Genomic DNA, 26,909 nt, shown 5'->3' with positions numbered 1-26,909 from the left:
AAGTCATTCTACCTTCACGTAATATTGCTGCACGGTAAGAGACAAAATAACAGGAGTAGGAACACTATAAAAATTAATATCAACAAATGGATTGTCTATTTGTAGTGTATCTCCGATTTGAACACTTTGTAAGGAGTTGGCTGAGTAACTCTTAAACCCCATATGTAGTTGTCCACAGTTCAGATCATATTGTTCTCCTATCTCGTAAAGATATACATATGTATTTGTCGGAAAAGATTCATTGACCAGTGTATCATTTTTGTAGGTTCGAAACGTTCCTTCAGGCCGTATTTCTAATACCACATTTATTCCCCAATCTGAAGTATTGTACCACATTCCTCCTCCACCCTCACATGTAACTGTATTAGAACGAGCAGTACTCCATCTGATTAACTTCCACTTTCCAACGAGTGCTGGTTCTACTGATACCTTATGACAAGGTGCGGCGTCTTTCTTTTCTTTTTCACAAGAAATAAAAAACACCAGCACCAGCACTATCAAACTAATTTTTTTCATAGCTGCTGTTTAAGATTAAAAAACCCGTATTGCATGGGTGAGCGGGAAATGAAAAAAACGAGTACTCTGTATCTAATTGGTTCAATTCTGCTGAATACGAAAAGGTAATGATTGCGCCATCATTGGTTTTGAATTGCACAATGCGGTTGTTTCCGATTTGAATCACGTTGTGTGGTTTTAATTTCATGATTTCCTCTCCCTCTTGTGTGGTAATTGTGAGTTTGCCATTGTTTGTAAAACGAAGCCGGCAGTATTCAGAAATTTCTCCCTTTCTTACAAAAATTTTATCTAAGTAATAACTACCTGGTCCAGTTGTGTTAGTAATGGTGCTCCAGGAAGCAATAGAAAGCTTCCACTCCCATTCTCCCAATATAAACGCATACGCATCCGATTCAAATTTCTTTTTCTTGCAAGCCAACAATACAAGCAAGATAAGTAGTATGTTTATAAATTTAACCATCGAACGGTGTGTTTTTCGTTGTTATTTATTAGCGTAATAATCAATATTCCAGCAGGAAAGCGTTCTGTAAAGATACCACTTTGTTCCTTCAAATCAATGGTTCCTTCGTATATTTTTTGACCCATCACATTTGTAATGTATACTTCATACATGGTAGGCTGTTGTTCTAATCTGATTGACGCCTTCCTGACTTCAACAATTTCCAATCGCTCGTTGTTCTCCACAGCTGTAAATAGTTGAACAGTTTCACTTTCGTTTTGTGCCATGCCCTGCTCTGAAATTTCTTTAAATTGCCCTTCAAAAGGCACAACAGCTCTGTTTCCATGAACAGCAATTGTTTCATCCGTCACATAGAGGGTCGGATGACTCAAGGGGGCACTGTTGTAATTGGTCCAGTTTCCTGATATCGTGTTAAAGGTGGCCAGATCGTACCACACTAAATCAGAAACATATTCAACATATCCCCACGGCAGATACAAGGGGTCATTGTTGGTGGAAAGATCGTTTTTAACAAAAAGCCGTTGATTGGTACTTAACGTCCCATCAAAATTAATTCGATCCTTAAGCCATGGATTTAGCTCTCCCCAAGTATTAATACACCAACTTGAATCTGCTGCATTGTTGGTATAATAATTATCCGTCAGGTTCACCAGTGCCCCAAATGCATGTTTAAACGTACTCGGATACGTAGCTGTTTCATAAATGTAATTAAAATCTTTCCGCCAATACGAGTCAGGAGTTCCTCGTACTGTTCCGTTCGCATGCCCCACCTCCCAGTCACCCAATAAGATGGACTGTTTGAGGGGGTCGTCGGAAATCCAGTTTTTCAGCTTGTTCATTTCTGCCCATTCAGCGGCAAAAGCAACCCTGTCTGCATTCCAGTAATTAAATCCGGCAATGCCTGAGAAAGCTAACTGCCACAACTGTTGTGTGTAGGAGTAGGTACCTGAACAGGTTAATTCATCCAGGGGTCCCGATTCACTGAAAATAATGGGTTTATTATACAATTGGTGTACAGCTTTTACAGTATTCTGCAGCGAAACGATGTTGTTTAAATTTCCAAAGGAATACATATTGACACTTAAAAGATCCAGTTCGGGAATGGAAAAAGTAGAATCTCCTTCACCCGGACCTCCGGCATAGCTACAGGTGAGCAGGTGTTGTTTGTGTTGCAAGTCATGCTTGATGTATGCTGCCATTTCCTTCTGCCACAGGTAGGTATTGACTCTATTCGATACAGTTGAAACATAAGGGCTGCTGGTCGTCTGTGTATAACTGTATTGCCACCACGAACTGGTATCGGAAGGAGCGATGTCGTCCGGAAAGTTGTAAAATACTTCTACCACATCCCCCACCTGGTTAATTTCACTGATTAACTCGAACATCGCAATATGCGTGCTATACCCCCAACGGCTTAAAAGGTAACGCAGCTTCTGCTTGTAAAACTTTTTTGCTTCTGCATTCGTGAAAAATTCAATGGGGCTGTTCATATTCAATTCCTCCACATAACAATATTGCTGCAATCCATAAGCTTCATCGAAGCCCGGAGCCGTATAGTCAGAACCATCCCATGCAAAAAATGTGTATACAGGACCATCTACCAAATTGTAATGTACCTTCATATTAAAATCAACATACATGTCTTCATCTTCAGCAAATTCTATGATTTTATCGATTTCCTTTGCATAGTTGAGGCGGTTAAAGTAATTTCCCATTTTCTCAAATTCAAAATCAATGGATCCGGGAGAAAGAAGCATCCGGAAATAATCAATATTTGAGTTTGCAAAATCCTGCAATTGCTGGTCATACGCATAAAATGCAGCACTTTCGCACGGTTCTGTGCTATATTCACAATACATCCAATCTCCGTTAGCTTTCTGATAGGAATCCGGCCACTTCAAATTGTGACCAATAGGCATAAATAAATCATTATTTCTTTGAAGTACACGGTTATTGTCAGCTACTCGTACAAATCCATCTTCGGGGTTTTTATCAATAACGGTAACCATAAAAGGACAATAGGAATAATACAGGTTATTTTTTACAAATAACTCATATTCGATCTTCCATAAACCATTTAACTCCGGGAAAGCATAGCGTACCCGGAATCCTTCTGTGTTTGGAATCAGATTCCAGCCCCAACTTTCCATATTTTCATTTCCACCATTCATATTACGGGCATAATCTTCGTAATAGAATCCATAATTAAAATGTGAATATCCGGTTGAAAGATGTGTGTATTTAATTTTTAGAGATACATCCCACTCTAAAAATGGATTAAGGCCATTCGTATCTAACTCATTCTGCTTATAAGCCGCAATTTTTTGTGCAATTTCAAGTGGAAGTTCTACACGTGTTTCAAATTTTTCAAGCGCGTGAATTTGAGTTAAGTCGGTATGAGAATGTGAGAATATTTCCAATTTATCTGCCACTACATCTAAATGTAATTCATTGGAGCTGGTTGCAGGAGCTTTTAAGTGGGTATTCGGTTTTAAACGTACTTCTGTACAAGCTGCAATGCTTTTGTTGATGTTGCTTGTGAAATTGGCACCTCCTGTATTTCCGATTTCAATTTTATTGCCATCAATGGGAGCTGTTGCATTTAATTCGGTTGTTGTTATATATCTAACCGTGTTGTTGTTTTCATAGACACTTACTTGTGCAGTTGTAACAAAACTGAGCCCTGTAAATAGATTCGTTATTATTTTTTTCATCACCTATTTTTTAGCTTCCAATGCTTCAATACGTTTCTGTTGCTCAATCAAATGAAGGGTTAATTCTTCTATTTTTTCAAGAAGTATTTTGTTCATTTCACCCAATGAAACACCTTCGTTAGCCACTTCATCTGCACTGGGAACACCTGGCAGATGCCCATGTTTATTAATAAACACTTCTATTTCTTTTAATGGTTTTAACTTATAACCAGGCATAAATACATAATCAGGCCATGCTGCCAGGTCAATAATTACCTCGCGCGCGCGTACCAAACCAGAAGCATACACTCTGAAATTTGATCGAGTTGCATTAGCGCCAAAAATTTCAATTGCTGTCGAGGCATCTGTATAACTTTTTACGATCAACCCTTTTTTGCTGGATCCGAATGTCTCGATATATAAGCCATTATCCGGGCTAATGAGATTTAATTTGCCATAGGTAAGAGCAGCAGATGGCGTGCCACCTACCCAAATTCTTTTGGAGGAATTATGTAAAAGCACAGAAAAACCAGCTGTTGACAATGTGAAATTTCCAAGCTCTTGATTTTTAATGAAAAAATCATTTTGAGCCATCATTAGTACAGTGCCATCACTTGCTCCAAGACCCGTTACACTATTTGTCAAGCCTATTCGAGATGTTTTTCCATAATTTATTGAACTTTCAAATTGAAAATTTTCAAATTGAGAACTCTCATTTTCAAGTTCATTACCTTGAACCAGTCCTGATTGACTACCACCATAGACGATATAATCAGCTATGCCATGAACTTGAAAATTAAAATTAGGTAATGATGTGGATGTTGAAAGCGGTCTGATACCTATTCCAATATAACCAGAACTGGTTGCGTTTGAAGTCGTGGTAGTCCACGGAGTATTAAATTGACCAAATGAGAATGAGTTTAAGCACCATAAGAATGCACCAATAAAATGAGTTTTTTTCATGATAGTAATTTTAGATGTTATACGTTTCATCAAAACGATTTATACAATTTTGAGAAGTACAATTTAAGAAATAATTTCTAAAAATCCGTGTTATCCGCGAACAAAATCAAAGGAGCATGTTTTTTAAGTAGTCATTTTTGTGTAGTTTAGAAGTTATCAGACGAAACAGTTTTTCAGTTAAATCCCACAATAGATTTACAATTCAAAATGAATCCTAAACTTGATTGACAGGTTTCTTTTTTCGATAATAATAATCGAACTCAGGTTTTTTTAGTCTGTTTTTGGTATTACATTTGTGAATATCAAAATATAACCAATTAGAAAATTAAACAAAATGAAAAAGATAGTGATTGCAGCCTCTGTAGGGGTACTGATGATTTTGAGTTCATGTGATGTGCTGGAAAGCGCTGCAAGTACCGTTACAAATGGATCTTCCACAGGGAAAATTCCTTTGTCAAATGAAGAAGTTGTCAAAGGATTGAAAGAAGCATTAAGCGTAGGGATTACCAATTCAGTGAATTTAACTTCCGTAACGGACGGATTCCTGAAAAATGCAGAAATCAGACTGCCGTTTCCTCCGGATGCAATCAAAGTAAGAGAGAAGGCAATCGAGTGGGGATTGGACGGACAAGTTGAAAAATTTGAAACAACGTTGAACAGAGCAGCGGAAGAAGCGGCGAAAGAAGCATTGCCAATCTTTAAAAATGCAATTACCGGAATGTCCCTGCAGGATGGATTCGCTGTGTTGAACGGAGGAAAAGGTGCCGCTACTAAATTTCTCAAAGACAATACAACGAACGAATTGATCGCTGCATTCGCGCCGAAAGTTAAAACAGCGATTGAAAAGGTGAAATTAACCGATTACTGGAACCCGATTGTGACAAAATACAATACGGCAGCTCCGTTGCTTGGAACCAATAAAGTAAACCCGGATTTGAATGAATACGTTACGCAACTGGCAATCGACGGGTTGTTTAAAATGGTTGAAAAAGAAGAAAATAAAATCCGTGACAACGCAAGCGCGCGTGTATCTGACTTGCTTCAACGTGTTTTCGGTTCGTTGGATAAATAACAAGAATTCGGTAAAATCCCTGTAAAAGCTAAAATTTTTCAGTTTATTAAATTATCTTTGCCAGCATCATTTTTTAGATCTATGAGTCATACTATTAAACCCGGAGTCGCAACAGGCGATGATGTGCAGAAAATATTTGATTATGCAAAACAAAAAGGTTTTGCGCTTCCTGCAGTAAATGTTACAAGTTCCAGCACGGTAAATGCTGTGATGGAAACAGCTGCGAAATTGAATGCACCGGTAATCATTCAGTTTTCCAATGGCGGAGGTCAGTTTTTTGCAGGAAAAGGATTGAAGAATGACAACGAGCGTGCTGCAATTGCAGGTTCTGTTGCCGGTGCAAAACACATTCATGAATTGGCAGAGCTTTATGGAGCGACAGTTATTCTACATACGGACCATTGTGCTAAAAACCTGCTTCCGTGGATAGATGGTTTGATGGATGCGAACGAGAAATTTTACGCAGAAACAGGAAAATCCCTGTACTCTTCACACATGTTGGATTTATCGGAAGAGCCGATTGAAGAAAACATTGAGTTGTGCAAAGAATACCTGGCGCGAATGAGCAAAATCGGAATGACGCTGGAAATTGAATTGGGAATTACCGGTGGAGAAGAAGATGGTGTGGATAATTCAGGTGTGGACAGTTCAAAATTGTATACACAACCGGAAGAAGTGGCTTATGCTTACGAAGAATTGATGAAAGTAAGTGATAAATTCACCATCGCAGCAGCATTTGGAAACGTACACGGCGTATACAAACCGGGGAATGTTGTCCTGACACCGAAGATTCTAAAGAACTCCCAGGAATACGTACAGCAAAAATTTAATACAGGTCACAATCCTGTGAATTTCGTATTTCACGGGGGGTCCGGTTCAACACTGGAAGAAATTCGTGAAGCAATTTCCTATGGAGTTGTGAAGATGAACATCGATACCGACTTGCAGTTTGCATTCACAGAAGGTGTGAGGGATTATGTAGAATCGAAAATTGATTATCTGAGAACACAGATCGGAAATCCGGAAGGAGAAGATCAGCCGAACAAAAAATACTACGACCCGAGAAAGTGGGTACGTGAAGGGGAATTGACATTTATCAAACGTTTGGAGCAAGCATTTGCCGATCTGAACAATGTAAATACACTTTGATAAGGGCCGTTTGTCCGAATAAGCAGAGAAAAAGAAAAAAGTATGAGTAGCAACTGGTTTAAGAGAGTTAAGGAAGGAATCACCACTTCTACAAAAGAGAAGAAAGAAACTCCGGAGGGACTGTGGCATAAGTGCGACAAGTGTAAAACAGTTTATACGCTTCAGGAGATTCAAAAATTATACTGGGTGTGTGACCGCTGTTCACACCACGGAAGAATCGGTTCTGAGGAATATTTCCAAATCTTATTTGATGATGGGAAATACAAAGAACTGGATGCGAAATTAACATCAGGTGATCCCCTGGATTTTGAGGATACAAAAAAATACACAGACCGTGTTAAGGCAACCATCAAAAGCACAGGATTGTACGATGCGATCAGAACGGCGGCAGGAAAGCTGGATGGTCATGATTTTGTGATTGCGTGTATGGACTTTGATTTCATTGGAGGTTCGTTGGGCTCGGTAATGGGAGAAAAAATCGCACGTGCAATTGACCATGCGATCAAAATTAATGCACCGTTTATGATTATTTCCAAATCAGGAGGTGCCCGTATGATGGAGGCAGGGTTTTCCCTGATGCAGATGGCAAAAGTTTCCGGGAAACTGGGGCAATTGTCTGAAGCCAAATTACCATACATTTCCCTGTTGACACATCCTACGACAGGTGGTGTCACTGCATCTTTTGCGATGTTGGGAGATTTAAACATTGCGGAGCCGGAAGCATTGATCGGGTTTGCAGGACCGCGCGTTGTGAAAGAAACAATCGGACGCGATTTGCCGGACGGATTCCAGACATCCGAATTTGTATTGGAACACGGTTTCCTGGATTACATTGTGCACAGAGGTGAGCTCAGAGACAAAGTTGCACTTTCCTTAAAACTGTTCAGAAGTTAAGGTAGTCACCGTTGGGCGAGCTATGACAACAATATTAGCAACGGAAAAGAGAGATTGGACCTTCATTGTGTTCAGCTCTCTTTCTGGTTTTATGCTGATAGGTTTTTACCTGTTGATGCAAGCCGTATTCCCAAAGCAACCGGATATTGCCATTCTCATTACTTTCTTGATTTACGCCATCTTTTTTGATGTGCGCCATCTATTTTCCACGTATTCCAGAACGTATCTGGACAAGGTTTATTTCAAGGAAAATAAAAAGTGGTTGAACGCCAGTTTTTTTCTGATCATTGCGGTGCCTTTATTTGTACTTTTTCTGGTTGCAAGAGAAGGAGTGTACGACACAGGATTTATTTTTACCTATTTTCTACGGATCACAACGATTCTTGGATTTTATCACCTGGTGAAGCAAAACTGGGGATTCATGGCCATTTATAAAAAGAAGATGAATGAACCGGAGGATGGGTCCGATCGATGGGATAAATTGGTGTTGCTCAGCGGGTCATTTATTCCGTTTATTCTCGCGGCGATCATCTATCCGGTCTGGTTTCCTTCCGAATCATTTTTTATTACTCCTGAACCAGGTTTAGTGGAATATCTCGCACAGGAATGGGGGGAGATTTCATTGTATACACTTCTTTTTTCAGTTATTTTGCTGTTGATCGGATATGTGTTCCAATCGCGTCCTCAATACAAATATGTAAGTCGAAATCTGGGGCTCTTCTTCCTGGCGGTTTTTGTTTTGATGCAGGCTTTATTGAAATGGGGAACGAATGTTTTATATGTGGTGTTGACCGGAGTCGTTCTTCTTTTTGTTGTGTCATTGGTGATGAGCATCCGGAAAGCAATCAATCAACAAGTGCTGAATACAAAGAAATGGGCGGTTTTGATTTCTTCGCTGGTATTGTACGGAGGTATTTTATTGTTGCCGATTGAGAACAAATCCATTGTGGTGATGGCAATTACCATTCCGCATAACATTCAGTATCTGACCTTCGTCAATTTCTTCAATTACAACTATTATTCAGCCAGTAAACAAGAGCATGGAATAGCCAAAAAAATGGCACAAAAAGCAGTTTTTTTTATCGCCGTTTCTTTCATCTATGCAGTTGTCTACGAATTATTCCGGACAGGTACAAAATTCATATCATTCGGAGTAGCTCCCGAAACGGAATATGTATTAGGAAATGCGATTGCGATTCTTTTTCTCTCCATGTCGTTGCACCATTACTACCTCGATGCGGTGATCTGGCGAGTGCGGAAAGACAAGAGTATCAGTCAGTCAGTATAAGACTTTTCCAAAATCAATAGTGCTTATTTCTCAGCAAAACCATCAAAGTAAGCATCCACGCTCCAGGCTTCAGCCTTTGTCGCAAACCAGGGTTTGATTGTTCCCCAGATCCGTTGAAATTCAGGAGACACGCGGTAATTTTCCAAATCTTGCTCACCTTCCCACAAGCTGTATGTCATGATGATAGCGGGATTGTGAATGTCTTGTAACAATTTCATTCCATTGCATCCGGGAAAGTTATTGACAATGTGTTTGATGGAGTCGAAGAACGTTAAAAATTCAGTGATTTTATTTTCTTCAAATGTCAATTTTACGATGCGTATCATGGATGTATGTTAAAATAATTGATCGAATGATTCCCGGGATCCCCGTGGCATGAATTCAATTCTGACAATGTCATTTTTTCGCAGTGCAAATAGTTTTTGAGCTCCTCCCGTACTTTGGTTGGCTCCTCTGTTGATGGCAATTTCCAACAATCCGTTTTCACTGAAAAGAGCCAGTTTCTCTCCTTCCGGTACTTCATTGTACGTTTTAGAAATAACATCAATCTTATAGCTTTCTCCTTCTCTGAATTTAATAATGAAAGGTGCGTTATTTCCGATTTTCTGAAACAATTCCGTATCGATATTGGTGATCGCATTTCCGAATTTATCGAAATGAATAATTGATCCTTTGATCAGGTGTTCTTCAATCACCGGAACGGTTGCAAATGCCTTTTTGAAAGATGGGTGAGGAGTTGCAATTTCTTCTATTTTCTCTCCGTTTGCCAGTTTTGCAGCAATCGGAACCAGCATGTTTTTGGTTGGAAACTTGAACCCCTTCGGGTTGGAAAGCACATCTTCGATCCGGTAGAATTGAATGTCCTGCCCGAAACGGGATAATACCCCGAAAAAACCATTGTCATTGGAAATGAAATACTGGTTGTTCATCACCATAATGGATGGAAATGCTCCTTCCGAATTTCCGAAATTGAAGATCGGTTCCGAATCCACTCCTACAATGTGAATCGTGCCTTCCGGAAAACTTCTGAATGCCTGACTCACATGAAATGCTGCTTCTGCAACATCAAACGGTTGAACATTGTGCGTGATATCAATGAGGTGTATAGACTGATTACATTGCTGTAAAATGGTAGCTTTTACTGCAGCAACATAGTGGTCATCCAACCCCATATCTGTCGTTAATGTGATAAAACGCATGCTTGTTAAAAAAATCCTTATTACAGTGAGTAAATAATTCCTAATTTTGTCCAAAAATACGTTTTATCGTTATACTATTGGCAATTATTTCATAAATTATCAGTTTGCAGGAAAGAACTATTGAAATTACGGATGTCAACCCGGTAGGGATTTTTGGAGTCAACAACACCAAATTGAAGCACATAAAAAGCTTCTTCCTGAAGTTGAAAATCGTATCGAGGGGAAACACACTTACGTTGATCGGAGATGAAGAGGTAATTGAGGAATTTGAACGAAAGTTTGATCTCCTGATGCGTCATTTCAAACAATACAATTCACTCTCTGAAAACAATATTGACAACCTGATGCTGGAAGACGGGCACAACATGCTTTCGGTGGATGACGGTTCGGAAACACTCGTCCATGGTAACGGAGGAGTGAAGATCAAGGCACGGACGCTCAACCAGAAAAAACTAGTGAAGGCGGTGAGTAAAAATGACATGGTCTTTGCCGTCGGACCGGCTGGAACGGGAAAAACCTATACGGCGGTAGCACTTGCTGTGCGGGCGTTGAAAGCCAAAGAAGTCAAGCGGATTATTTTGACCCGACCGGCAGTGGAAGCAGGTGAAAATCTGGGCTTTCTTCCCGGCGACCTGAAAGAAAAACTGGATCCGTACATGATGCCCTTGTACGATGCCCTGCGTGATATGATCCCGGCAGAAAAGCTGGCGGATATGATTGAATTCGGTATCATCGAAATCGCGCCGCTGGCATTCATGCGCGGGCGTACGTTGGACAAAGCATTTGTCATCCTGGATGAAGCACAAAACGCAACAACCATGCAGATGAAAATGTTTTTAACGCGGATGGGAATGACGGCAAAATTTGTCATTACCGGCGACATGTCACAGGTCGATTTGCCGAGAAAACAGCGATCAGGACTGGCTTACGCGATGGATATCCTGAAAGATGTGGAGGGATTGGAAATCATCCGTCTGCAACAAAGTGATGTCATTCGCCACAGCCTGGTGAAAAAGATCATTGATGCGTTCGACAAAGCAGAGGCGAAAGAAAAAGAGCTCCGGGTCGAAGACGATCACTGATCAATGAAATGTAAAAAAAGAAAAACAACAGAACGAATCAAACGAAAATGAAAGCAATGGAAAAAGCAATTGTAAAAACAGATTTTAATTTCCCGGGACAACAAAAGGTATACAAAGGAAAAGTCCGCGATGTCTATACACTGGAAAATGATTTGTTGGTAATGGTTGCCTCTGACCGCATTTCTGCGTTTGATCATATTTTGCCGAAAGGAATTCCCCACAAAGGGCAGGTGCTGAACCAGGTTGCTACTTTGTTTTTGGAGGCAACACGTGATATCGTACCGAATTGGTTGATCGGAACACCGGATCCTTCCGTTGCGATTGGGTATGCGTGCGAACCTATCCGTGTGGAAATGGTAATTCGGGGCTATTTGGCAGGACATGCGGCACGTGAGTACAAAGCTGGAAAACGAGTGCTGTGTGGTGTCGAATTGCCAGAAGGAATGAAAGAAAACGACCGGTTCCCGGAACCGATTATTACACCTGCGACCAAAGCGGATGAAGGGCATGACGAAGACATCTCCCGTGAAGATATCATTGCGAAAAACATTGTTCCGGAAGCAATTTATACACAGTTAGAAAACTATACACGTGCATTGTTTCAGCGCGGGACGGAGATGGCTGCAAAGCAAGGGTTAATCCTGGTAGATACAAAATACGAATTCGGTATCCGAAACGGGGAAGTGATTCTGATTGATGAAATTCACACACCAGACTCTTCCCGCTATTTCTATGCGGACGGATACGAAGAACGCCAGGAGAAAGGCGAACCGCAAAAACAATTGTCCAAAGAATTTGTTCGTCAATGGTTGATTGAGCACAACTTCCAGGGACTGGACGGGCAACAAATGCCGGTGATGCCGGACGAATTCGTGGAAACAATTACAGAACGATACATTGAATTGTACGAACGCATTACGGGGAAGGAATTCCAAAAAGCCGCTACAGATAACATCGAAGAACGTATCTACGCGAATGTGTTACGCTTCCTTGAAACGGCAGACTTAAGATAGGCGATTCGGTTCTTTTTTACCAGCTGTTTAATGTCATTTTATTTCGGTGTACTGTCTTCTTTTTCAGTTGGTAAGGTCGATGATTGGTTGTTTTGGTGTTAATTTTATAACATTTTGTATTGTTTTTTTCTATTTTTTCTTGTTTTAATCTTTTTTTAGAGTAGATTTGCACCTCACTATTAAAAAACTAGATTATCACTAATAACTAATTACTTAGATCTCCATGAAAAATATGCTCTCCTTGTGCCTGTTAATACTCGCATTCGTTCCTTTCTCTTCTACAGCACAGCTCGACAGTGCTTCTGTTAATACGTATTTTGAAACGGTGACTGTCCAACTCGAGGGCTTGGATTCTACAGCAACAGTCAAAGCGATTAAAACCGAAACATGGGTCAATGATTTTGATTTTTTTGGAGAAATTATCGTAACAGCGTATGATCAAGAGACAGATTATCCGGTTCACAAGATTAAACATACTGCTCAATCAATTCTCGATAATAATCTTTACAATTCAGGTATTATTACAATCAATATTCAACATGGTGTTGAAGAAGAAAGAGAGTATCGTGTCGAAGTTATTGTACGGGATTATCAAGGTATGAATTATCCGATTATCAGCAAAACGGTTCATTAACCACATATTCTGAACGAATGAAACTTATTTTATTATTACTGGGGCTTTTTAGTTCCCTGACTGTGTTTTCACAAACTTCATTGATTACCACCACAGAAATTACATCGGATAAATCTACGAGCGTACATTCTGCAAGCGCAACAGCAAATCCTAATTCATCATCTGTTCTAGTTGGGAGATATGCTCCCAGAGCGACAGGAGATCCTTACACAACTTACCGAACGCTGGTTGAATTTTCGACGAGTATTCCATCGAATGCAATTATTACTTCTGCAAAGCTAAAAATGTATATCAGTACTACTTCAGGAACTCCTACAATATATGCAGCAAGATTATCTGCCCCATGGAGTGAAAGTACAGCAATTTGGGCAAATCAACCTGCTTATGAAACGTCAGATATCATTACAACGTCTTCAATTGTGAGTAACTGGCTTACATTTGATGTGACAAGTCATGTGCAGAAAATGAATGCGAATGTGTATACCAATAATGGGTGGATACTCTATCTTTCGAATGAGACACAATCTCTTGCAGTTAACAGGTCTTTTGCTTCTGATGATGCACTTAATACCACCCAGATACCAAAGTTGGAAGTCACTTATTACATTCCGATGTCTGTCTCCTCTGTTGAAATTAACCATCAAAGTGCTGATGGGACGAATGACGGATCGATTGTACCCCTATTAGCAGATGGTCCGGGAGGAACCTATAGTTACCAATGGTACAATGGCCCAGGAACAATGATGCCCGGGAAAACATCTTTGGAATTAACAGACATTCCCTATGGTTGGTATGGATTACGAGTTACAAGTTCTATTGTAGGAACAGAAGCATTTTACTATTCTTTTCTGGTGGGAAAAAAAGGAGAAGAGGTGACCATTACGTATAACCCTGACGGTAATTTTATTGACGATGCATCATTATATTCTTCCTTCCTTTACTACAATTATGGAGTAACTGGGAATATACTTGCTGAAGAAGTGACTACGACAAATGACATTCGAGGTCTGTTAAGATTCAGACTTTGGCTGGATCCTGCATTTACAATGAATGAGGCAAGTCTCTATTTAAGCCGATCAACTGCAACTGCAAGTAGTGGAAGCAACAATACGGTTCGACTCAATCGAGTCAACAATGATTGGGGGGAAATGACTGTAACACATTCGTCGATGCCGAATTCTTCATCGACTGAATATCTGGAAATTGCACATTCAACGATCACCAGTTTGAGTAAAATTCAATTGGATGCTTTGTCTCAGTTTCAAACATGGCAACAAGATAATATAAGTAACTATGGCTGGCTTGTTCAATTACTTTATTATAATAATATATCAAAATATCAACGGTTCTATTCGTCAGATCACGCAACTGCAAGTTATAGACCTTATGTACGATTTAAAATTAAAGTTGAAGAAGATACTGAGTTGGTATGGTCTCATGGGAATGGTGTGGATATCAGCGTTGGTCAAACGTTCGTGAAGAAAAACACGCAATCGGTCGCGGTGCCTTATTGCAGATCAAAGAACATTCTATATGCAAGGAATGAGTACGGATATAAAAATGGCGGGATTGGTTTAAAAATAGGCAATGTGACAGATGATTTGAAAAAAATCGGTTTTGATGTTATCAGTGACAGTAGTCAGACGTTCAACGAAATTGATTACGGAATTAGTTTTGTGGATAGTAAGCTGTATTTTTTCAATGCTGATTCAACAATTACGCTTGGTACATTCGTTGTGAATGATTCCATTGCTTTGGAACGGTTCGAAGATTCTATTTTTGTGACCTTAAATGGTTCGAAGATTCACCAACTTCTTGTTGATCCGTATGAGGTGTTGCAAATAGAGGCTCAGCTAATCAGCGCACCTTCCAGTTTTTCACATTTAACAACATCCATAAGTTCAAAAATAGTGGAGTTAAATACACAGATTGACAATGTGAACAACCTCATTTATTTGGATACGCTCGAAAATTATCTGTATAATTGGGAAGATGGTGATATAGCAATTACGAAACACAACTACCTTGAAAACCTGGAAAAGATTAAGGTCAGAGATAATTTAGGAAACACTATAGACAAAGAATATGGGGTTGGAGAACCGATCGTATGGGGCTCATTTAATAAATCACAGGTTGTAAATAATGATAGTTTTGGTCAGGGAATTCTGGAGTTTTTTCCATTGGGCCCCGGGATATTTGGTACTGCAAAATCGACATCTGTTTTCACGGATCAAGAAGATCATTGGGTTTCGTATGTTACGGATGATCAAACAGTATTTCGAGGATTTGGAATCATTAGTCAAAGCGGCTCATTCTCATCTATTTCTAATGCTCCTATTGGAATTAGTTTTGAGAACAAGATAGCAATAATTACATCTTATACGAATAAACTAAAGGAGTTTTCATATAATCCAGGAGATGTTTTTTCTATTTTTTCAGATCAGGAAAACAGAACCTGGAACGTTTCCGTAAATGGTATTATCATGCATTCAATGAATATTCCGACTCTTGGAAATTTAGTAATCGGAGGAGTTGTAATCGGAGGAAGTAAATTAAAAAACATGTCTTTTTCCCATAAGAATTATGACGCATTACTCACTACTACCTGGGTTGATAGCTTAAATACCGGAAGAGTGGCTGTAAATTTAAACCAGGTTAGCGGCTTATCCGGAAACGTTAGCTACATAGATGGGAGTTCATTAATCATTCCGCCGCTACCATACTATGTGTCGATGATCAATACGAGCCTGGACAGTAACATAATCGATTCAGCGAGTTTTTGTAACGGAAGCCATTCATATACTACGCCTTACGTTACTTATAATGATGTGCCGGGGAAGTATTATGTGTCTTCCTATGATAATGCCGGGAAAATTATTTTTCAAAAAGAGATTTATAATGCACCAAATCTGCTATTCAGCCATACTTCAGGAGTTGTACAAGACGGTAAACGTTTAGTATCCAATTCAACGAAGGGTACAGCAATTATAGGACGTGAGAGTATGCCAACAGCCACAATGAACCTTCAGGTTTCAAAATTATTACGAAATGAAGGAATCACAGTAGGTTTTTACAGAGGTGAAAAAATATTGACTGATTTTTCTGATGTTGATGAAGGTTTTAAAGTGAGTAATGGTATTCTTTCTGTTATCAACAAAGGAGAATTGAAGGAGAAAAATTACAAGATCAATGATAAGAGTACCGTATCTATTCTGCGAAAAGATGGCTTTATTGAATTTATTTTGAACGACATTTCCATATTGAAAAAACCGTTGAGTATAAGTGATGAGCGGTATTTAACAATTGAAATCAATGGAATAAATGGTTTCCTGGAATTAACAGCATTGCCATCACTTCTTCAATGGGTAAACTTCTATAAAATTCATAAAACGCCCAGCAATTGCTATTCAGGAGAGGGTAATTTGAATTTTATGACGAGCAATGTGGCGTATTCAGACATGTATCAAACGCATCACGTGACAGCTATCCGCTTGTATGATTCCAATGACAATTTAATAACACCTTCCACGACGCTCACTATTCCGTCTGTTACGATTGCGAATACCAGTACCAATGAATATGTCTACAACTATGAGCATTTACTGCCGGGTACCTATCACTTTGAAGTAGAACGTTATTATGTAGCAAATGGTTCAGGTTTGAATAGCTTTGTTACCACTACAACTATTGTTGTTGAAATCGATTCCCGAATCATCTGGACAAATTTAGATGATGCCATTTATCAAAGTGCAGATGAATCGTTGACCTCTACCGATCCTTCTATACTGTTGGTAGATCTTGAGTCTGCGGAATCGAAGAATGTGGTAGGAACAAATTATCCTTATTATGTTGACTTTGAGATAAAACAAACAGGTTCATATACAAACATTCTTTTTATTGGTTTTGAGGATCAGTCGTTTAACTCAATGTACCCGACCGTTGGTTTAGGATTTGTTACGTATCCTGCTTCTAATCAACTGGGGGTAATCGTTCCGGGAGGGAGTAATAATACGATTCCTTTGAATACAAAATTCAGATTGCAATTGTTATCTCCAACGCAAGCGAGATTATTCAGAAAGCATACGTTTTGGAATTCCTATTCAGCGATAGGAACGACCTTTAGTTTTTCATCCCCGGATAAATTAGTGGCATTTGTTAACCGGTTGAACTGTGGTTTTAAAAATGTTTCATCCAACTTGCCGTGCCCGGAAAGAACAATTTATGCAAAGCTTGAAAGAAGGTTGACCGGTGAGAAATATAAAGTATACCTGGATAAAGTTCAATTTTACTACGATCAGGAATACCATAGTTCCAGCCCGAATTTGAATTACAAAATTTACAAAGCGTTTGATCCTGTAACTCCTGTAATGACCGGAACAACAAATCAAGAAGATGTTACATTTGGAGATAATCGTTATAAACTCAATGTGTCACAGTTGCAGAGCGGAGAATACATTTTGGAGGTTATCAATGATAAGTCAGAAAAATTCTATTTACGTTTTCAAATTATATAAGTCATGTTAAGGTACATTGGTATAATCAGCGTTAGCTTTTTGTTGACTTGTTGTTCTGGAAAAGAAGATCAATCTGAATCGATCGGATTTATTGATTCAATGAAACTGTTTGAAAGTTTTACGATGAAAGTTGAATACGATAAAATACTGGAAAATGACTTATTGGCAGAAACTGTTGCATTGGATTCATTATCTACGTTGATCAACAGCACGACCGATGATCAGATGCTTACGAAATTAAAAAGAGAATATCAGGTTGCAGATCAGTTAATGAATAATAAGTTTGAACAATACTCCATGAAATATACGAAGCTTGTTACTGCCAGACTCGATGAGTATATCAAAGAATTTGCTAAGGATAAAAAGTTGGATATTGTATTTTCAGGGAATAACGGTACGGTGTTATTTGTTGAAGAATCAAACGATTTTACAGAAGAAATGATAACGTATGCAAATAAAAAATTCGAGGAGTAATGCATAGATGGCTGTATATATTGATATTTTTCACGCTTTCCTGTCATTCAGAGAATAAGAAGCACGGTTTAATTGAGGATAATGAAACTTCAGGCTCAAACATTGAACCGCGTGTACTTGATATTCAGGAGCAACAGGCTGCAGATGGTAGTAACATTCAGACAAAAACAGTAAAAGGGATTCGATTTTCATTTGCTGCGATTAGCGCACTTGATTTTCTTGCAAGGAACAACAAAATTCCGACAGATGCAGATGCGGAGGAATTAAAAGACGAGACAGTGATCATCGTTGAACTGTCCGATACAAATCAATATCATTCTGTTTTTAAGAACATCCACGCGACTCTGGGCAAGGATGAAATGATTCAATACCTCGTTGGTGATTTTGTAAACGATTTCTGGTTAACTCAGAATGGAAAGCGCATCAATCCGAACGGGATTCAATACGAGGGAACAGTAGGAGCCAATGAAAATAAAATAAGGATTTTGACTTTTTTCAAAGGAGTCGATATCCGTGAGAATTACACCATTCAATACACTGATCAATTATTTGATGCCGGTATCATTAAGGTATCAAAGCAACATAAACAACAATCCGTATGATTTTAAAAATTCGTGCCAGCAAATCCTTTAAAAGAACGGCAATACTGCTGTCAGCTATTCTTTTTATAAACGTTGTCTTTCCTGCTCAGGCATTGGCATTGACAGGTGGTCCGACACAACCGGAATTTAATTCCTTCACACCGATCGGGGCCAGCGACATGGTTGATTTGTCATCAGGAGATATGAATTATAACATTCCGCTCATGGACGTGGGGGGCTACCCGATCAACATTGCTTATTCGAGTAATGTCGGTATGGATCAGGAGGCTTCATGGGTTGGTCTTGGCTGGGATTTATCAGTTGGACAGATTAACCGGAATGTAAGAGGATTACCGGATGACTTCAAAGGTGATCAAATGACGTATGAAAATCACCTTAAGCCGAACCTGACAGTTGGAGCAAATTTTAACGTCCAGGCAAACATTACAGGTATCGATGTAGAAAGTTTAATCGGTGCGAACGCGAGTGTTGGAGTAGCAGCATCCTTTAATTCATATACCGGGTTTTCAATTAAACCAAGTGCAGGAATTTCATTGGATTTGGGTAAGGCAGCTTCAGTCGGGTTTAATGTGGAATCCGGTGAAAACGGGCTTTCTTTAAGTCCCAATGCATCTCTTCATTACCAGGCAAAGCGAATGGCGGGAAATGGGACAAAGCTTTCTGCCAATGTTGGGGCAAGTTATAATTCGCGACAAGGTCTGGTTTCCAGGTCTGTGAATATTTCGAAAAGTGCTCAACTGAGACAGTTGAAGTATACACATTTTAAGGCTGGGAATGCGAGAGGGAGTGCATCATTAGGCTCTGTTGTTGCATATGCTGAAGAGTTATATACCCCTTCAAAACGGGTAGCGATGAAAACAGAAAGTTTCACGCTAAATGCAGGAGTTGGACTTGAAGTTTTTGGAACGGAGCCACAAGGGCAGATTACAGCTTACGGTACGATTACGACTGTACGTGATGTCGTTTCTACTTCACGTGCCTATGGTTATGCAAATACGCATGAAGCCGGAGAAGAAGATGTACTGGACTTCAATCTTGAAAAGGACGGGAGTTTCAGTGTGAATACGACAAATATGCCTGTTGCAAATTACACCTATGATATTTATTCGATTCAGGGGCAGGGTGTGAGTGGTACATACAGGCCTTACCGAAACCAGGTAGGTTATATTTACGATACGAAGATCACGGATTTTAGTGCTTCCGGAACAATAGGAGTTGAAGTTGGTGCTGCCCAAACTGCACACGTGGGAGTAGATATTGAGACCACAACTACGAACAGTAGCTCAGGAGGATGGTTTTCGCAGAATAACATCTTAAGTGCACTGGGAGAAACAAATTCATCCAATCCTAATTTTGAAAACGTCCATTACAGAAATGTAGGAGATCTTTCTTCTGACAGGGAATTGGGAGCTTTTAAGACGAAAATAGGTGATTATCAGGCAATACGAATCCCATTTTCAGGAGGCCAGTTCGGCAGAACATTGAATGGTGCCTTTTCCAAAAAAATCAGTTCTGTTGGGATGAACGAATCCAACCTTGTCGCATTGAATGGTCAGCAAATAAAAAGAACCGAACGTCAATCGAGGAATCAAACGATTAATAATGTAACGTTTGAACAACTTGAAAAAGGGGTTGGTTACGGCCCGATTGCGAGAAATTATAACTTACGTCCTGCCGCAGCAAAATCACATCACGTCGGTGAGGTGCAGATCATTCGCAATGACGGTGCCCGCTATATCTACGGTGAACCACTTTACAATACGACAAAGAAAGAAACCACATTTGCCGTTAATGGGAATATGGCAAATTCGAATACAGGACTTGTTAGTTATAACCCATCATCATTCGATAATCCGATGAATCCGATCAGTGGATTGCCAAATGATCAATATTTTAATCGGATTACTACCCCAGGATATGTGCATACATACCTGTTATCATCCATCTTGTCAACAGATTATTTTGACAGGGAAAATGATGGTCCTACACCAGATGATTTTGGGTCTTATACGCTGTTCACCTATACCGATGGATATCCTCGAACTATCCCTACAGACGCTGTTGATCCACCAGATGCTGGGGTGTATAAATGGAGAGTTCCTTTTCAGGCGAATCAAGGAAGTTATAACGAGGGGATGAAGACAGACCCGAAAGACGATCAGGGAAATTATGTTTATGGTGAAAAACAGGTGCGTTACATCCGCAAAGTTGAAACAAAAACCCATGTTGCCATTTTCCATGTTTCTCCCAGACATGACGGGTATGGTGTAAATGATGAACATGGTTCGGGCATACCCAATCCTGAAACGTCTTTATCGAAATCATTCAAATTGGATTCAATAAGCTTGTATTCCGTCGGGGAATATTATAATGCAAATCATGAGCCTATTCAAACTGCGGTACCGATAAAAACAGTGCATTTTGAATACGATTATGAACTTTGCCAGGGAGTCATCAACAATGATTTACAAGGTCCTGACGTGAATCAGGGAGGGAAATTAACCCTCAAAAAAATACACTTTACGTACCGCAATTCCAAAATGGGTAAATATACCGGGTATGAATTCGGATACAGCGATTACAACCCCGGTTATGACTTGAAAGGGTATGATACATGGGGAAATTATTTGCCTCCGAATCATTCAAATACCATTACCGGTATGCCGACAGCTGCTGAATTTCCATATACGAATCAACAGCAAGCGACACAAAATGAGTACGCATCTGCATGGCTGTTGAAAAAAATAAAACTACCCTCCGGTGGAGAAATAAGTTTAGTGTATGAATCAGATGAATACGCCTATGTTCAGGACAAAAAAGTAAACCGGATGTACAAGGTGGCAGGAGTATCTGCAAGCCCTGATCCGGATTTAAACGACCTGAAACAAGAATTGTATACGGCAGGCATGGTTCAGAATCACACCAACTATTTAATTGTCGATCTGGACGAGGACGAACTTCAAAACATTGCATCTTTAGCAACGATTGATGCAATGAGTGAGACGCAGATTGAACAGTTGTTTTTTGACGTGATTCAAACCCCGATTCAGTTTAGGTTCTTTTTGAACATGACGCAGTTAGGTGGGGCTCCGGGTACAAATAACCTAAACAATGCAAAATTTGACTACGTTTCGGGTTATTGTTCATATGATACCGGGAGACCTATTGACGTTAAACTTTATGGTGGACAAGCGTATTTAATTTTACCTGTCACAACCGTTCATGAAGAAAATATCGGTAGTGGTGCGACCAATCCGATTGCGAAGGGGGGATGGCAATTCGGACGGAAATTTTTGAATAAATACGTATACAGTCTCAATCCGAATGATGAAGAGAACGATATAGAAGCGATTGCCAATCAGCTGGTGGGTGCGGATATGATCAATAGTTTGATGGAAATTATTGAAGGGCCCAACGGTGCACTTGAACAAAAAATGATTGCCAGAAGATTCATTCCTGAAAAGTCGTGGGTGCGTCTGAAAGACCCGGACGGAGTTAAGCTGGGTGGTGGTGCCCGCGTAAAAGAAGTTCGGATAAGTGATAATTGGGATCAAATGTTAAGTACAGGTCAGCAAAGTGAGAACAATCCGAATAGCTTACCTAACTTTAGTCAGTTTATCAAAATGGAATACGGGCAGTCCTATTCGTATGATTTACCAAACGGAAAAACAAGTGGAGTTGCGACATACGAACCGATAGGAAACAAAGAGAATCCGCTTGTGCAACCTGTTACAAGTCACGTAGAAAAATTACTGGCACCTGATGAGGAAAATTACATGGAAGCTCCGTTTGGGGAGAGTTTTTTCCCAAGTCCGCAGGTAACGTATTCGCGGGTTAGTGTTTCTTCGCTGAATTTAGGAACAAATACAGCGGCAGGTCAGCAAATAAAGTCGCTGCATAGAACAGGTAAAGTTGTCAGTGAGTTCTATACCTCCAAAGACTATCCTGTAATTGTGGATCAAACCAAATTACAAACGGAAGAAGACAAAACCGATTTGCTCAGTAATCTACTGAACTTAAATACGAAAAAACACTTTACAGCATCACAGGGATATGTCATTCATTTAAATGACATGAATGCCAAACAAAAATCACAAATGGTGTATGCCGAAGGTCAGGATGATGCGATCTCGGGAGTAGAGTACATCTACGATATCAACGGTTCTCAGAGTGCTGATATCACGAATGCGAACCAGGGAAGATTGAATAATTCCGTTACAGTTGTTGCGCCTAACGGTGAAGTTAAAAATGGAACAATCGGTGTCGAAATTGATGTAGTCAATCACCTACGGGAAAATAAGTCGAAAACGATAACTCCAGGGATGAACACCAACCTGGCAACTATTATTGCGGGGGTTATTCCAATACCGATCCCGGTTCCGTTACCTGATTATTCTCAGTCAGAAGATCAGTTCAGATCTGCAACCACAACAAAAGTCATTAATACATTCGGAATCTTGCGTGAAACGATTGCTTATGATGCGGGTGCCCGTGTCAGTACACGTAACCTGGCCTGGGATGAGGCAACTGGTGAGGTTCTGGTTACGGAGACTGTTGATGAGTTCAATGACAAATACTATACTTTAAATTACCCTGCTCATTGGGTGTATAAAGGCATGGGACAAGCGTACACGAACACGGGATTGAGTGGCTCGATCACCAGTTTAGGTAGCGGAGTGTATAATCCGGGGGGGAATTACCTGCCTTTCTTCATGCCGGGTGATGAATTGATTGTTTACAATTCGAGCGAACAAAGACATGCATGGGTAAGTCAGGTAGGAAGTGGTTTAGTCTTAATTGATGCAAGTGGAGCCACGCTAAATCTGACAGGTACGTTGGATTATGTCGTACTCCGGTCAGCCAGAAGAAATCTCCAGTCTGCAGGAATCATGAACGTAACGCTGATGAAAAATCCGCTCCAAAAACTGGATGGCAGTCCGATTCAGAATTTATCGAATTTGTTTACCACACAAGGACTTGATGCCGCCTGGAAAATTATCAATGCCGGTGCCGTTGAGTATTCAAGCAACTGGAAAGTAAGCTGTGAATGTGGTATAGAAGATAAACAATCGACTTACAACCCGTATGCAATTAATGAACTGGGAGTGTGGCGGACAAAATCATCCCGTACATACTTAACGGGCAGAAATTATGCACAGAAGGCAACGCCACGGGTAGATGGGTATTTTGCAAAATTTGCCCCGATGTACAAGCGTTTCAATAACGCATGGGTACACGATTATACCGGTTGGACAAAGGTTACGGAGGTAGAACAGTACAGTCCGTATGGGTTTGAAGTGGAAAACCGGGATGCATTGAACCGTTTCTCCGCAGCACTTTATGGATATAACAACATGTTCCCGATAGCTGTCGGAGCAAATACGGAATACAAAAAGATAGGCTTTGATGGCTTCGAAGACCGGAATTTTGGCGGATGCCCGCATACTCCGCATTTCCAATTCGATGGTGAAATTGTCAATAAAGCACATACCGGTAAGAAAAGTTTGAAAATTGGCCCGGGACAGCGTTCTACTCTGGAAAAGAAACTGAACTGTGGACAAATTGAGGATTTTGAAGCAGAGGAAGAGGGTGGAACTAGCGGGCAATAGATGAATTTTAAAAAAAGCACTATGCATTTACACAAAAAAAATATTTTGTCAAAAAAAATCGCAATTCTATTTTATTTAGTAGTTGGATTGAATTTAAATGTAGTTGCACAAGCTACCTATGTAATAATCGAAAACAATTCAGCACCTAATGGAACAACATTACACACGATTGTGAATTGTGATGGTACGGTTGATTTAAGATTCTTCTGTTCACGACTAGTTAAGAATATTACCTTTCACTATTCAACTCCTGATGTTAATGGATCGTATAATTCAGGAAATCAATTTCATGGCGTGGTAAGTACGCCGAACATCACTTCTAATGGTGGCGGACTTCAGCATCATATCAATTTTAATGAAGTAAATCAAAACGCATGGATTAAAGTTACATTCGAATATAAGAATGTGTTTAATAACTGGGTTACAGTGAATCCTCCAATGACTCAATTTTATAGTAGACCAACTGCTGCAAATAATTTCAATTCAATCGATTATACTGCCAATTCCGTATTGCCCAATTACTATAATTTTATCTATACGGGTGATTATGTTACCAACAACGACTATTATGTATTTAATTTTGACGACGGTTCTGCAGGAATCTGGTCACAAACAGAATTGGAAAACGGTGATCGGTTAGGAGAAAACGATCCGCTGTATGTAAATGCATCACCTCATTTTTATTGCAGATCGGATGAGCCTGAATTTAATGATTTAACTGCAACTACGGATTTACAGGTTACAAAAATGTATACCTTATCCCATGCCGCATCAATGGGATTTGGAAACGGAGCAAATAAATTACTTTGTCCTTATACAAAACCAGTTCCGATTACTTTGAATAACCTCTGCGATTACCTGACACCTCCTACTATTTCACCTGGGCCAACTGAATTCAGACCGGTTGTTCAGACCGGAAACTTGACAAATTCATCATTGGCTCCGTTTGTTACAAGTCACAAGATCAATTACAACTGGCAGACAGGGCAATCAGGAAATTCGGCTGTTCAGTTCGATCAAAATTATACCGCGAATTACGGGAATACACATGGTAATAAAACGATCAAGGAATTTGTGACATTTCAAGGTGGATGTGTCTGTGAAACAGAAGTAATTTACAATACCAATAATCCATGCATGAACATGTCGGGGTTAAGTTTCAGCGTAGTCTATGAAGAAGGTGAAAATCATTTTGAGTTTACACCGGCGCATTATGAAGGTTCAGCATCACAGGGAACACCAAGTGTAGAAATTAATTTTGGGGATGGAAGTCCATCCGTATTTCCGACAACATTAGATCCGATTGCACATGACTTTCCCGGAAATGGGCCGTATACGGTAACACAAATAACTACGTTTCCCGGTTTTCCGCCGTGTACTACCTCTGTGACAATGACCCAAGATATCATTTTAAATAATGAATATTGTTGTGAAAACTTTTCATTGGATAATGCAACAACCGCTTATTGGATCAGTGCCTGGGTGATGGAAGGGCATGCCATTCAACCCAAAACCTACCAAAATTCATACATTGAAATCGAATTTCTTGGAGGAGGAACCACTGTTCAACCGTATCAGTTCCACCCGACGGGAGATATCATTGAAGGATGGCAACGCATTGTCGGCAAATTTTCTATTCCTACCGGTGCTGTTAAGATGAATATCCACCTTGCCAGTTCAGGAGGTTCCGTTGATTCTTATTTTGATGATGTTCGTGTGCATCCGTTTAATGCAAGCATGAAGTCGTATGTGTACGACGCTGAAACGTTTTGGCTGACGGCTGAGTTGGATGATAATAACTATGCGACAATTTATGAATACGACAATGAAGGACAGTTAATCCGTATCAAAAAGGAAACTGCCAGAGGAATCATGACTATTCAGGAATCGCGTTCATCGAATGTCATAAAATACCAGGAATAAGATGAAATTACTTACATTGTTCATAGGGATTTCCGCACTGTCTTTTGCACAGGATGCTTCCGAAGTATTGAAGAAGATCACTACCAATTATTCGGATGCAGACCACCTGGAATATTATACAATGTATGAATTGCTCCGGGGGAACTCAGAAGTTGCGACCTCGAATTACTCCGGTTATGTTTATAAGAACGGAAAGCAACTCTATCAGAAAATTAATCAAACGGAATTCATTTATGCAGCAGGTTTTACCCTGAAAATAAATGCAGATCAAAAAGGAATGGAGTTGAGCAACAGCCAAACAGCGGTAGTTGCAGGTTTTGATTTGAATCAGACCTTGAAATATGTGAAGAAAAAGAGTGTCAAAGAAGTCAACGGATCACTGATTGTAAACCTGGAATTAATGAACGCGGATTTGGGAATTAACAACATTCAAATTACTGCGAATCCTAAGAATTACAGGATTTCTCAATTGGATATTTTTTATACGGCACTACAGGATTTTTCTAAAAACAGACAGCAACAAGAACTGGATGTAGCACGTCTGCGCATCAAACTATATAATTATTCCACCCATTCAAAGCAAACCAATGCGGTATTCAACTTATCCAATTACCTGGTTCAGGAGTCAGGCGTACTTGTTCCTGTAGCTCCTTTTCAAGGATATACCATTACCGATAACAGAAATTAAAACGATACATGATGAAAAATATTCTAACTGCATTTTTATTATTTCTTTTCACCTCTTTCTCATCACAAGCCACAGAAGTTCAATGGACGTCACGTTTAGTCGGTTCAGAGATTGCAGGTGGAGAGTTGGACATAGA

General features: G+C 39.8%; 19 protein-coding genes. 13 read left to right on the top strand and 6 right to left on the bottom strand.

Annotated elements, in window-relative coordinates; translation table 11 throughout:
- Positions 1–3 precede the first annotated feature (3 nt).
- From H9Y05_RS08895 to H9Y05_RS08880, 4 genes are read right to left on the bottom strand one after another with little or no spacing between them, the layout of a single operon-like run.
- Entirely contained in the window at positions 4–516 is a 513-nt protein-coding gene (locus H9Y05_RS08895) for a hypothetical protein (RefSeq protein ID WP_216714070.1), read from the bottom strand.
- Positions 503–976 (bottom strand): hypothetical protein, encoded by a 474-nt coding sequence (locus tag H9Y05_RS08890; protein WP_216714069.1) that lies wholly within the window; start codon positions 974–976, stop codon positions 503–505. The genes H9Y05_RS08895 and H9Y05_RS08890 overlap by 14 nt, the downstream gene beginning before the upstream one ends.
- On the bottom strand, positions 961–3,690 hold the full coding sequence (locus tag H9Y05_RS08885) for a hypothetical protein (protein ID WP_216714068.1): 2,730 nt from the start codon (positions 3,688–3,690) through the stop codon (positions 961–963). Before H9Y05_RS08885 ends, H9Y05_RS08890 begins: the two co-directional genes overlap by 16 nt.
- A gap of 3 nt (positions 3,691–3,693) precedes the next feature.
- Positions 3,694–4,662 (bottom strand): hypothetical protein, encoded by a 969-nt coding sequence (locus tag H9Y05_RS08880; RefSeq protein ID WP_163492750.1) that lies wholly within the window; start codon positions 4,660–4,662, stop codon positions 3,694–3,696.
- A gap of 304 nt (positions 4,663–4,966) precedes the next feature.
- On the opposite strand from H9Y05_RS08880, the gene H9Y05_RS08875 reads away from it, so the two are divergent.
- From H9Y05_RS08875 to H9Y05_RS08860, 4 genes are all read left to right on the top strand, one after another.
- Positions 4,967–5,704 carry a DUF4197 domain-containing protein gene (locus H9Y05_RS08875; protein WP_163492751.1) on the top strand — a complete coding sequence of 246 codons (738 nt, stop codon included), beginning with the start codon at positions 4,967–4,969 and terminating at the stop codon, positions 5,702–5,704.
- A gap of 81 nt (positions 5,705–5,785) precedes the next feature.
- Positions 5,786–6,853, top strand: coding sequence for a class II fructose-bisphosphate aldolase (fbaA, locus tag H9Y05_RS08870; protein WP_163492752.1), 1,068 nt, complete (start codon positions 5,786–5,788; stop codon positions 6,851–6,853).
- A gap of 42 nt (positions 6,854–6,895) precedes the next feature.
- Entirely contained in the window at positions 6,896–7,747 is an 852-nt protein-coding gene (accD, locus tag H9Y05_RS08865; RefSeq protein ID WP_163492753.1) for an acetyl-CoA carboxylase, carboxyltransferase subunit beta, read from the top strand.
- Positions 7,748–7,769: 22 nt separating this feature from the next.
- Positions 7,770–9,035, top strand: coding sequence for a hypothetical protein (locus H9Y05_RS08860; RefSeq protein ID WP_216714067.1), 1,266 nt, complete (start codon positions 7,770–7,772; stop codon positions 9,033–9,035).
- Positions 9,036–9,058: 23 nt separating this feature from the next.
- Here the strand turns inward: H9Y05_RS08860 and H9Y05_RS08855 are convergent, their stop codons facing one another.
- Positions 9,059–9,361, bottom strand: a complete 303-nt coding sequence (locus H9Y05_RS08855) for a putative quinol monooxygenase (protein ID WP_163492755.1) — start codon at positions 9,359–9,361, stop codon at positions 9,059–9,061.
- 9 nt (positions 9,362–9,370) lie between these two features.
- Complete coding sequence (locus tag H9Y05_RS08850; RefSeq protein ID WP_163492756.1) at positions 9,371–10,234, bottom strand: SAM hydrolase/SAM-dependent halogenase family protein; 864 nt, start codon at positions 10,232–10,234, stop codon at positions 9,371–9,373.
- Between the two features lie 104 nt (positions 10,235–10,338).
- Here H9Y05_RS08850 and H9Y05_RS08845 point away from each other — a divergent pair, with 104 nt between their 5' ends.
- From H9Y05_RS08845 to H9Y05_RS08805, 9 genes are all read left to right on the top strand, one after another.
- A complete protein-coding gene (locus H9Y05_RS08845) occupies positions 10,339–11,316 on the top strand; it encodes a PhoH family protein (RefSeq protein ID WP_216714066.1) in 978 nt (325 codons plus the stop codon).
- Between the two features lie 56 nt (positions 11,317–11,372).
- Positions 11,373–12,329: a phosphoribosylaminoimidazolesuccinocarboxamide synthase gene (locus H9Y05_RS08840; RefSeq protein ID WP_163492758.1), complete on the top strand. Its 957-nt coding sequence runs from the start codon at positions 11,373–11,375 to the stop codon at positions 12,327–12,329.
- A gap of 223 nt (positions 12,330–12,552) precedes the next feature.
- On the top strand, positions 12,553–12,963 hold the full coding sequence (locus H9Y05_RS08835) for a hypothetical protein (protein WP_163492759.1): 411 nt from the start codon (positions 12,553–12,555) through the stop codon (positions 12,961–12,963).
- Between the two features lie 17 nt (positions 12,964–12,980).
- Positions 12,981–17,477, top strand: coding sequence for a DNRLRE domain-containing protein (locus H9Y05_RS08830; protein ID WP_163492760.1), 4,497 nt, complete (start codon positions 12,981–12,983; stop codon positions 17,475–17,477).
- A gap of 123 nt (positions 17,478–17,600) precedes the next feature.
- The gene (locus H9Y05_RS08825; protein ID WP_235992170.1) at positions 17,601–17,951 is read left to right on the top strand and encodes an OmpH family outer membrane protein; all 351 of its coding nucleotides are present in this window, start codon (positions 17,601–17,603) and stop codon (positions 17,949–17,951) included.
- On the top strand, positions 17,951–18,553 hold the full coding sequence (locus tag H9Y05_RS08820) for a hypothetical protein (RefSeq protein ID WP_163492762.1): 603 nt from the start codon (positions 17,951–17,953) through the stop codon (positions 18,551–18,553). The genes H9Y05_RS08825 and H9Y05_RS08820 overlap by 1 nt, the downstream gene beginning before the upstream one ends.
- Positions 18,550–24,162: a hypothetical protein gene (locus H9Y05_RS08815; RefSeq protein ID WP_163492763.1), complete on the top strand. Its 5,613-nt coding sequence runs from the start codon at positions 18,550–18,552 to the stop codon at positions 24,160–24,162. Before H9Y05_RS08820 ends, H9Y05_RS08815 begins: the two co-directional genes overlap by 4 nt.
- Positions 24,163–24,183: 21 nt before the next feature.
- Positions 24,184–26,085, top strand: coding sequence for a hypothetical protein (locus H9Y05_RS08810; protein WP_216714065.1), 1,902 nt, complete (start codon positions 24,184–24,186; stop codon positions 26,083–26,085).
- A gap of 1 nt (position 26,086) precedes the next feature.
- Positions 26,087–26,773 carry a hypothetical protein gene (locus H9Y05_RS08805; RefSeq protein WP_216714064.1) on the top strand — a complete coding sequence of 229 codons (687 nt, stop codon included), beginning with the start codon at positions 26,087–26,089 and terminating at the stop codon, positions 26,771–26,773.
- The last annotated feature ends 136 nt before the right edge of the window (positions 26,774–26,909 follow it).

Source organism: Taishania pollutisoli, from assembly GCF_014518315.1.
GTDB lineage: Bacteria > Bacteroidota > Bacteroidia > Flavobacteriales_D > Crocinitomicaceae > Taishania > Taishania pollutisoli.
The sequence above is the reverse complement of the archived record's forward strand: the minus strand, read 5'-3'. Positions and strand labels throughout refer to the sequence as shown.

Bases quoted from the DNA above. Each gene is read 5' to 3' on its own strand.
- H9Y05_RS08880 (WP_163492750.1), bottom strand. From the start codon at position 4,662: ATGAAACGTATAACATCTAAAATTACTATCATGAAAAAAACTCATTTT.
- H9Y05_RS08860 (WP_216714067.1), top strand. From the start codon at position 7,770: ATGACAACAATATTAGCAACGGAAAAGAGAGATTGGACCTTCATTGTG.
- H9Y05_RS08895 (WP_216714070.1), bottom strand. From the start codon at position 516: ATGAAAAAAATTAGTTTGATAGTGCTGGTGCTGGTGTTTTTTATTTCT.
- H9Y05_RS08840 (WP_163492758.1), top strand. From the start codon at position 11,373: ATGGAAAAAGCAATTGTAAAAACAGATTTTAATTTCCCGGGACAACAA.
- H9Y05_RS08855 (WP_163492755.1), bottom strand. From the start codon at position 9,361: ATGATACGCATCGTAAAATTGACATTTGAAGAAAATAAAATCACTGAA.
- H9Y05_RS08875 (WP_163492751.1), top strand. From the start codon at position 4,967: ATGAAAAAGATAGTGATTGCAGCCTCTGTAGGGGTACTGATGATTTTG.
- H9Y05_RS08850 (WP_163492756.1), bottom strand. From the start codon at position 10,234: ATGCGTTTTATCACATTAACGACAGATATGGGGTTGGATGACCACTAT.
- fbaA (WP_163492752.1), top strand. From the start codon at position 5,786: ATGAGTCATACTATTAAACCCGGAGTCGCAACAGGCGATGATGTGCAG.
- H9Y05_RS08835 (WP_163492759.1), top strand. From the start codon at position 12,553: ATGAAAAATATGCTCTCCTTGTGCCTGTTAATACTCGCATTCGTTCCT.
- H9Y05_RS08830 (WP_163492760.1), top strand. From the start codon at position 12,981: ATGAAACTTATTTTATTATTACTGGGGCTTTTTAGTTCCCTGACTGTG.
- H9Y05_RS08890 (WP_216714069.1), bottom strand. From the start codon at position 976: ATGGTTAAATTTATAAACATACTACTTATCTTGCTTGTATTGTTGGCT.
- H9Y05_RS08805 (WP_216714064.1), top strand. From the start codon at position 26,087: ATGAAATTACTTACATTGTTCATAGGGATTTCCGCACTGTCTTTTGCA.
- H9Y05_RS08820 (WP_163492762.1), top strand. From the start codon at position 17,951: ATGCATAGATGGCTGTATATATTGATATTTTTCACGCTTTCCTGTCAT.
- H9Y05_RS08825 (WP_235992170.1), top strand. From the start codon at position 17,601: ATGAAAGTTGAATACGATAAAATACTGGAAAATGACTTATTGGCAGAA.
- H9Y05_RS08885 (WP_216714068.1), bottom strand. From the start codon at position 3,690: ATGAAAAAAATAATAACGAATCTATTTACAGGGCTCAGTTTTGTTACA.
- accD (WP_163492753.1), top strand. From the start codon at position 6,896: ATGAGTAGCAACTGGTTTAAGAGAGTTAAGGAAGGAATCACCACTTCT.
- H9Y05_RS08815 (WP_163492763.1), top strand. From the start codon at position 18,550: ATGATTTTAAAAATTCGTGCCAGCAAATCCTTTAAAAGAACGGCAATA.
- H9Y05_RS08810 (WP_216714065.1), top strand. From the start codon at position 24,184: ATGCATTTACACAAAAAAAATATTTTGTCAAAAAAAATCGCAATTCTA.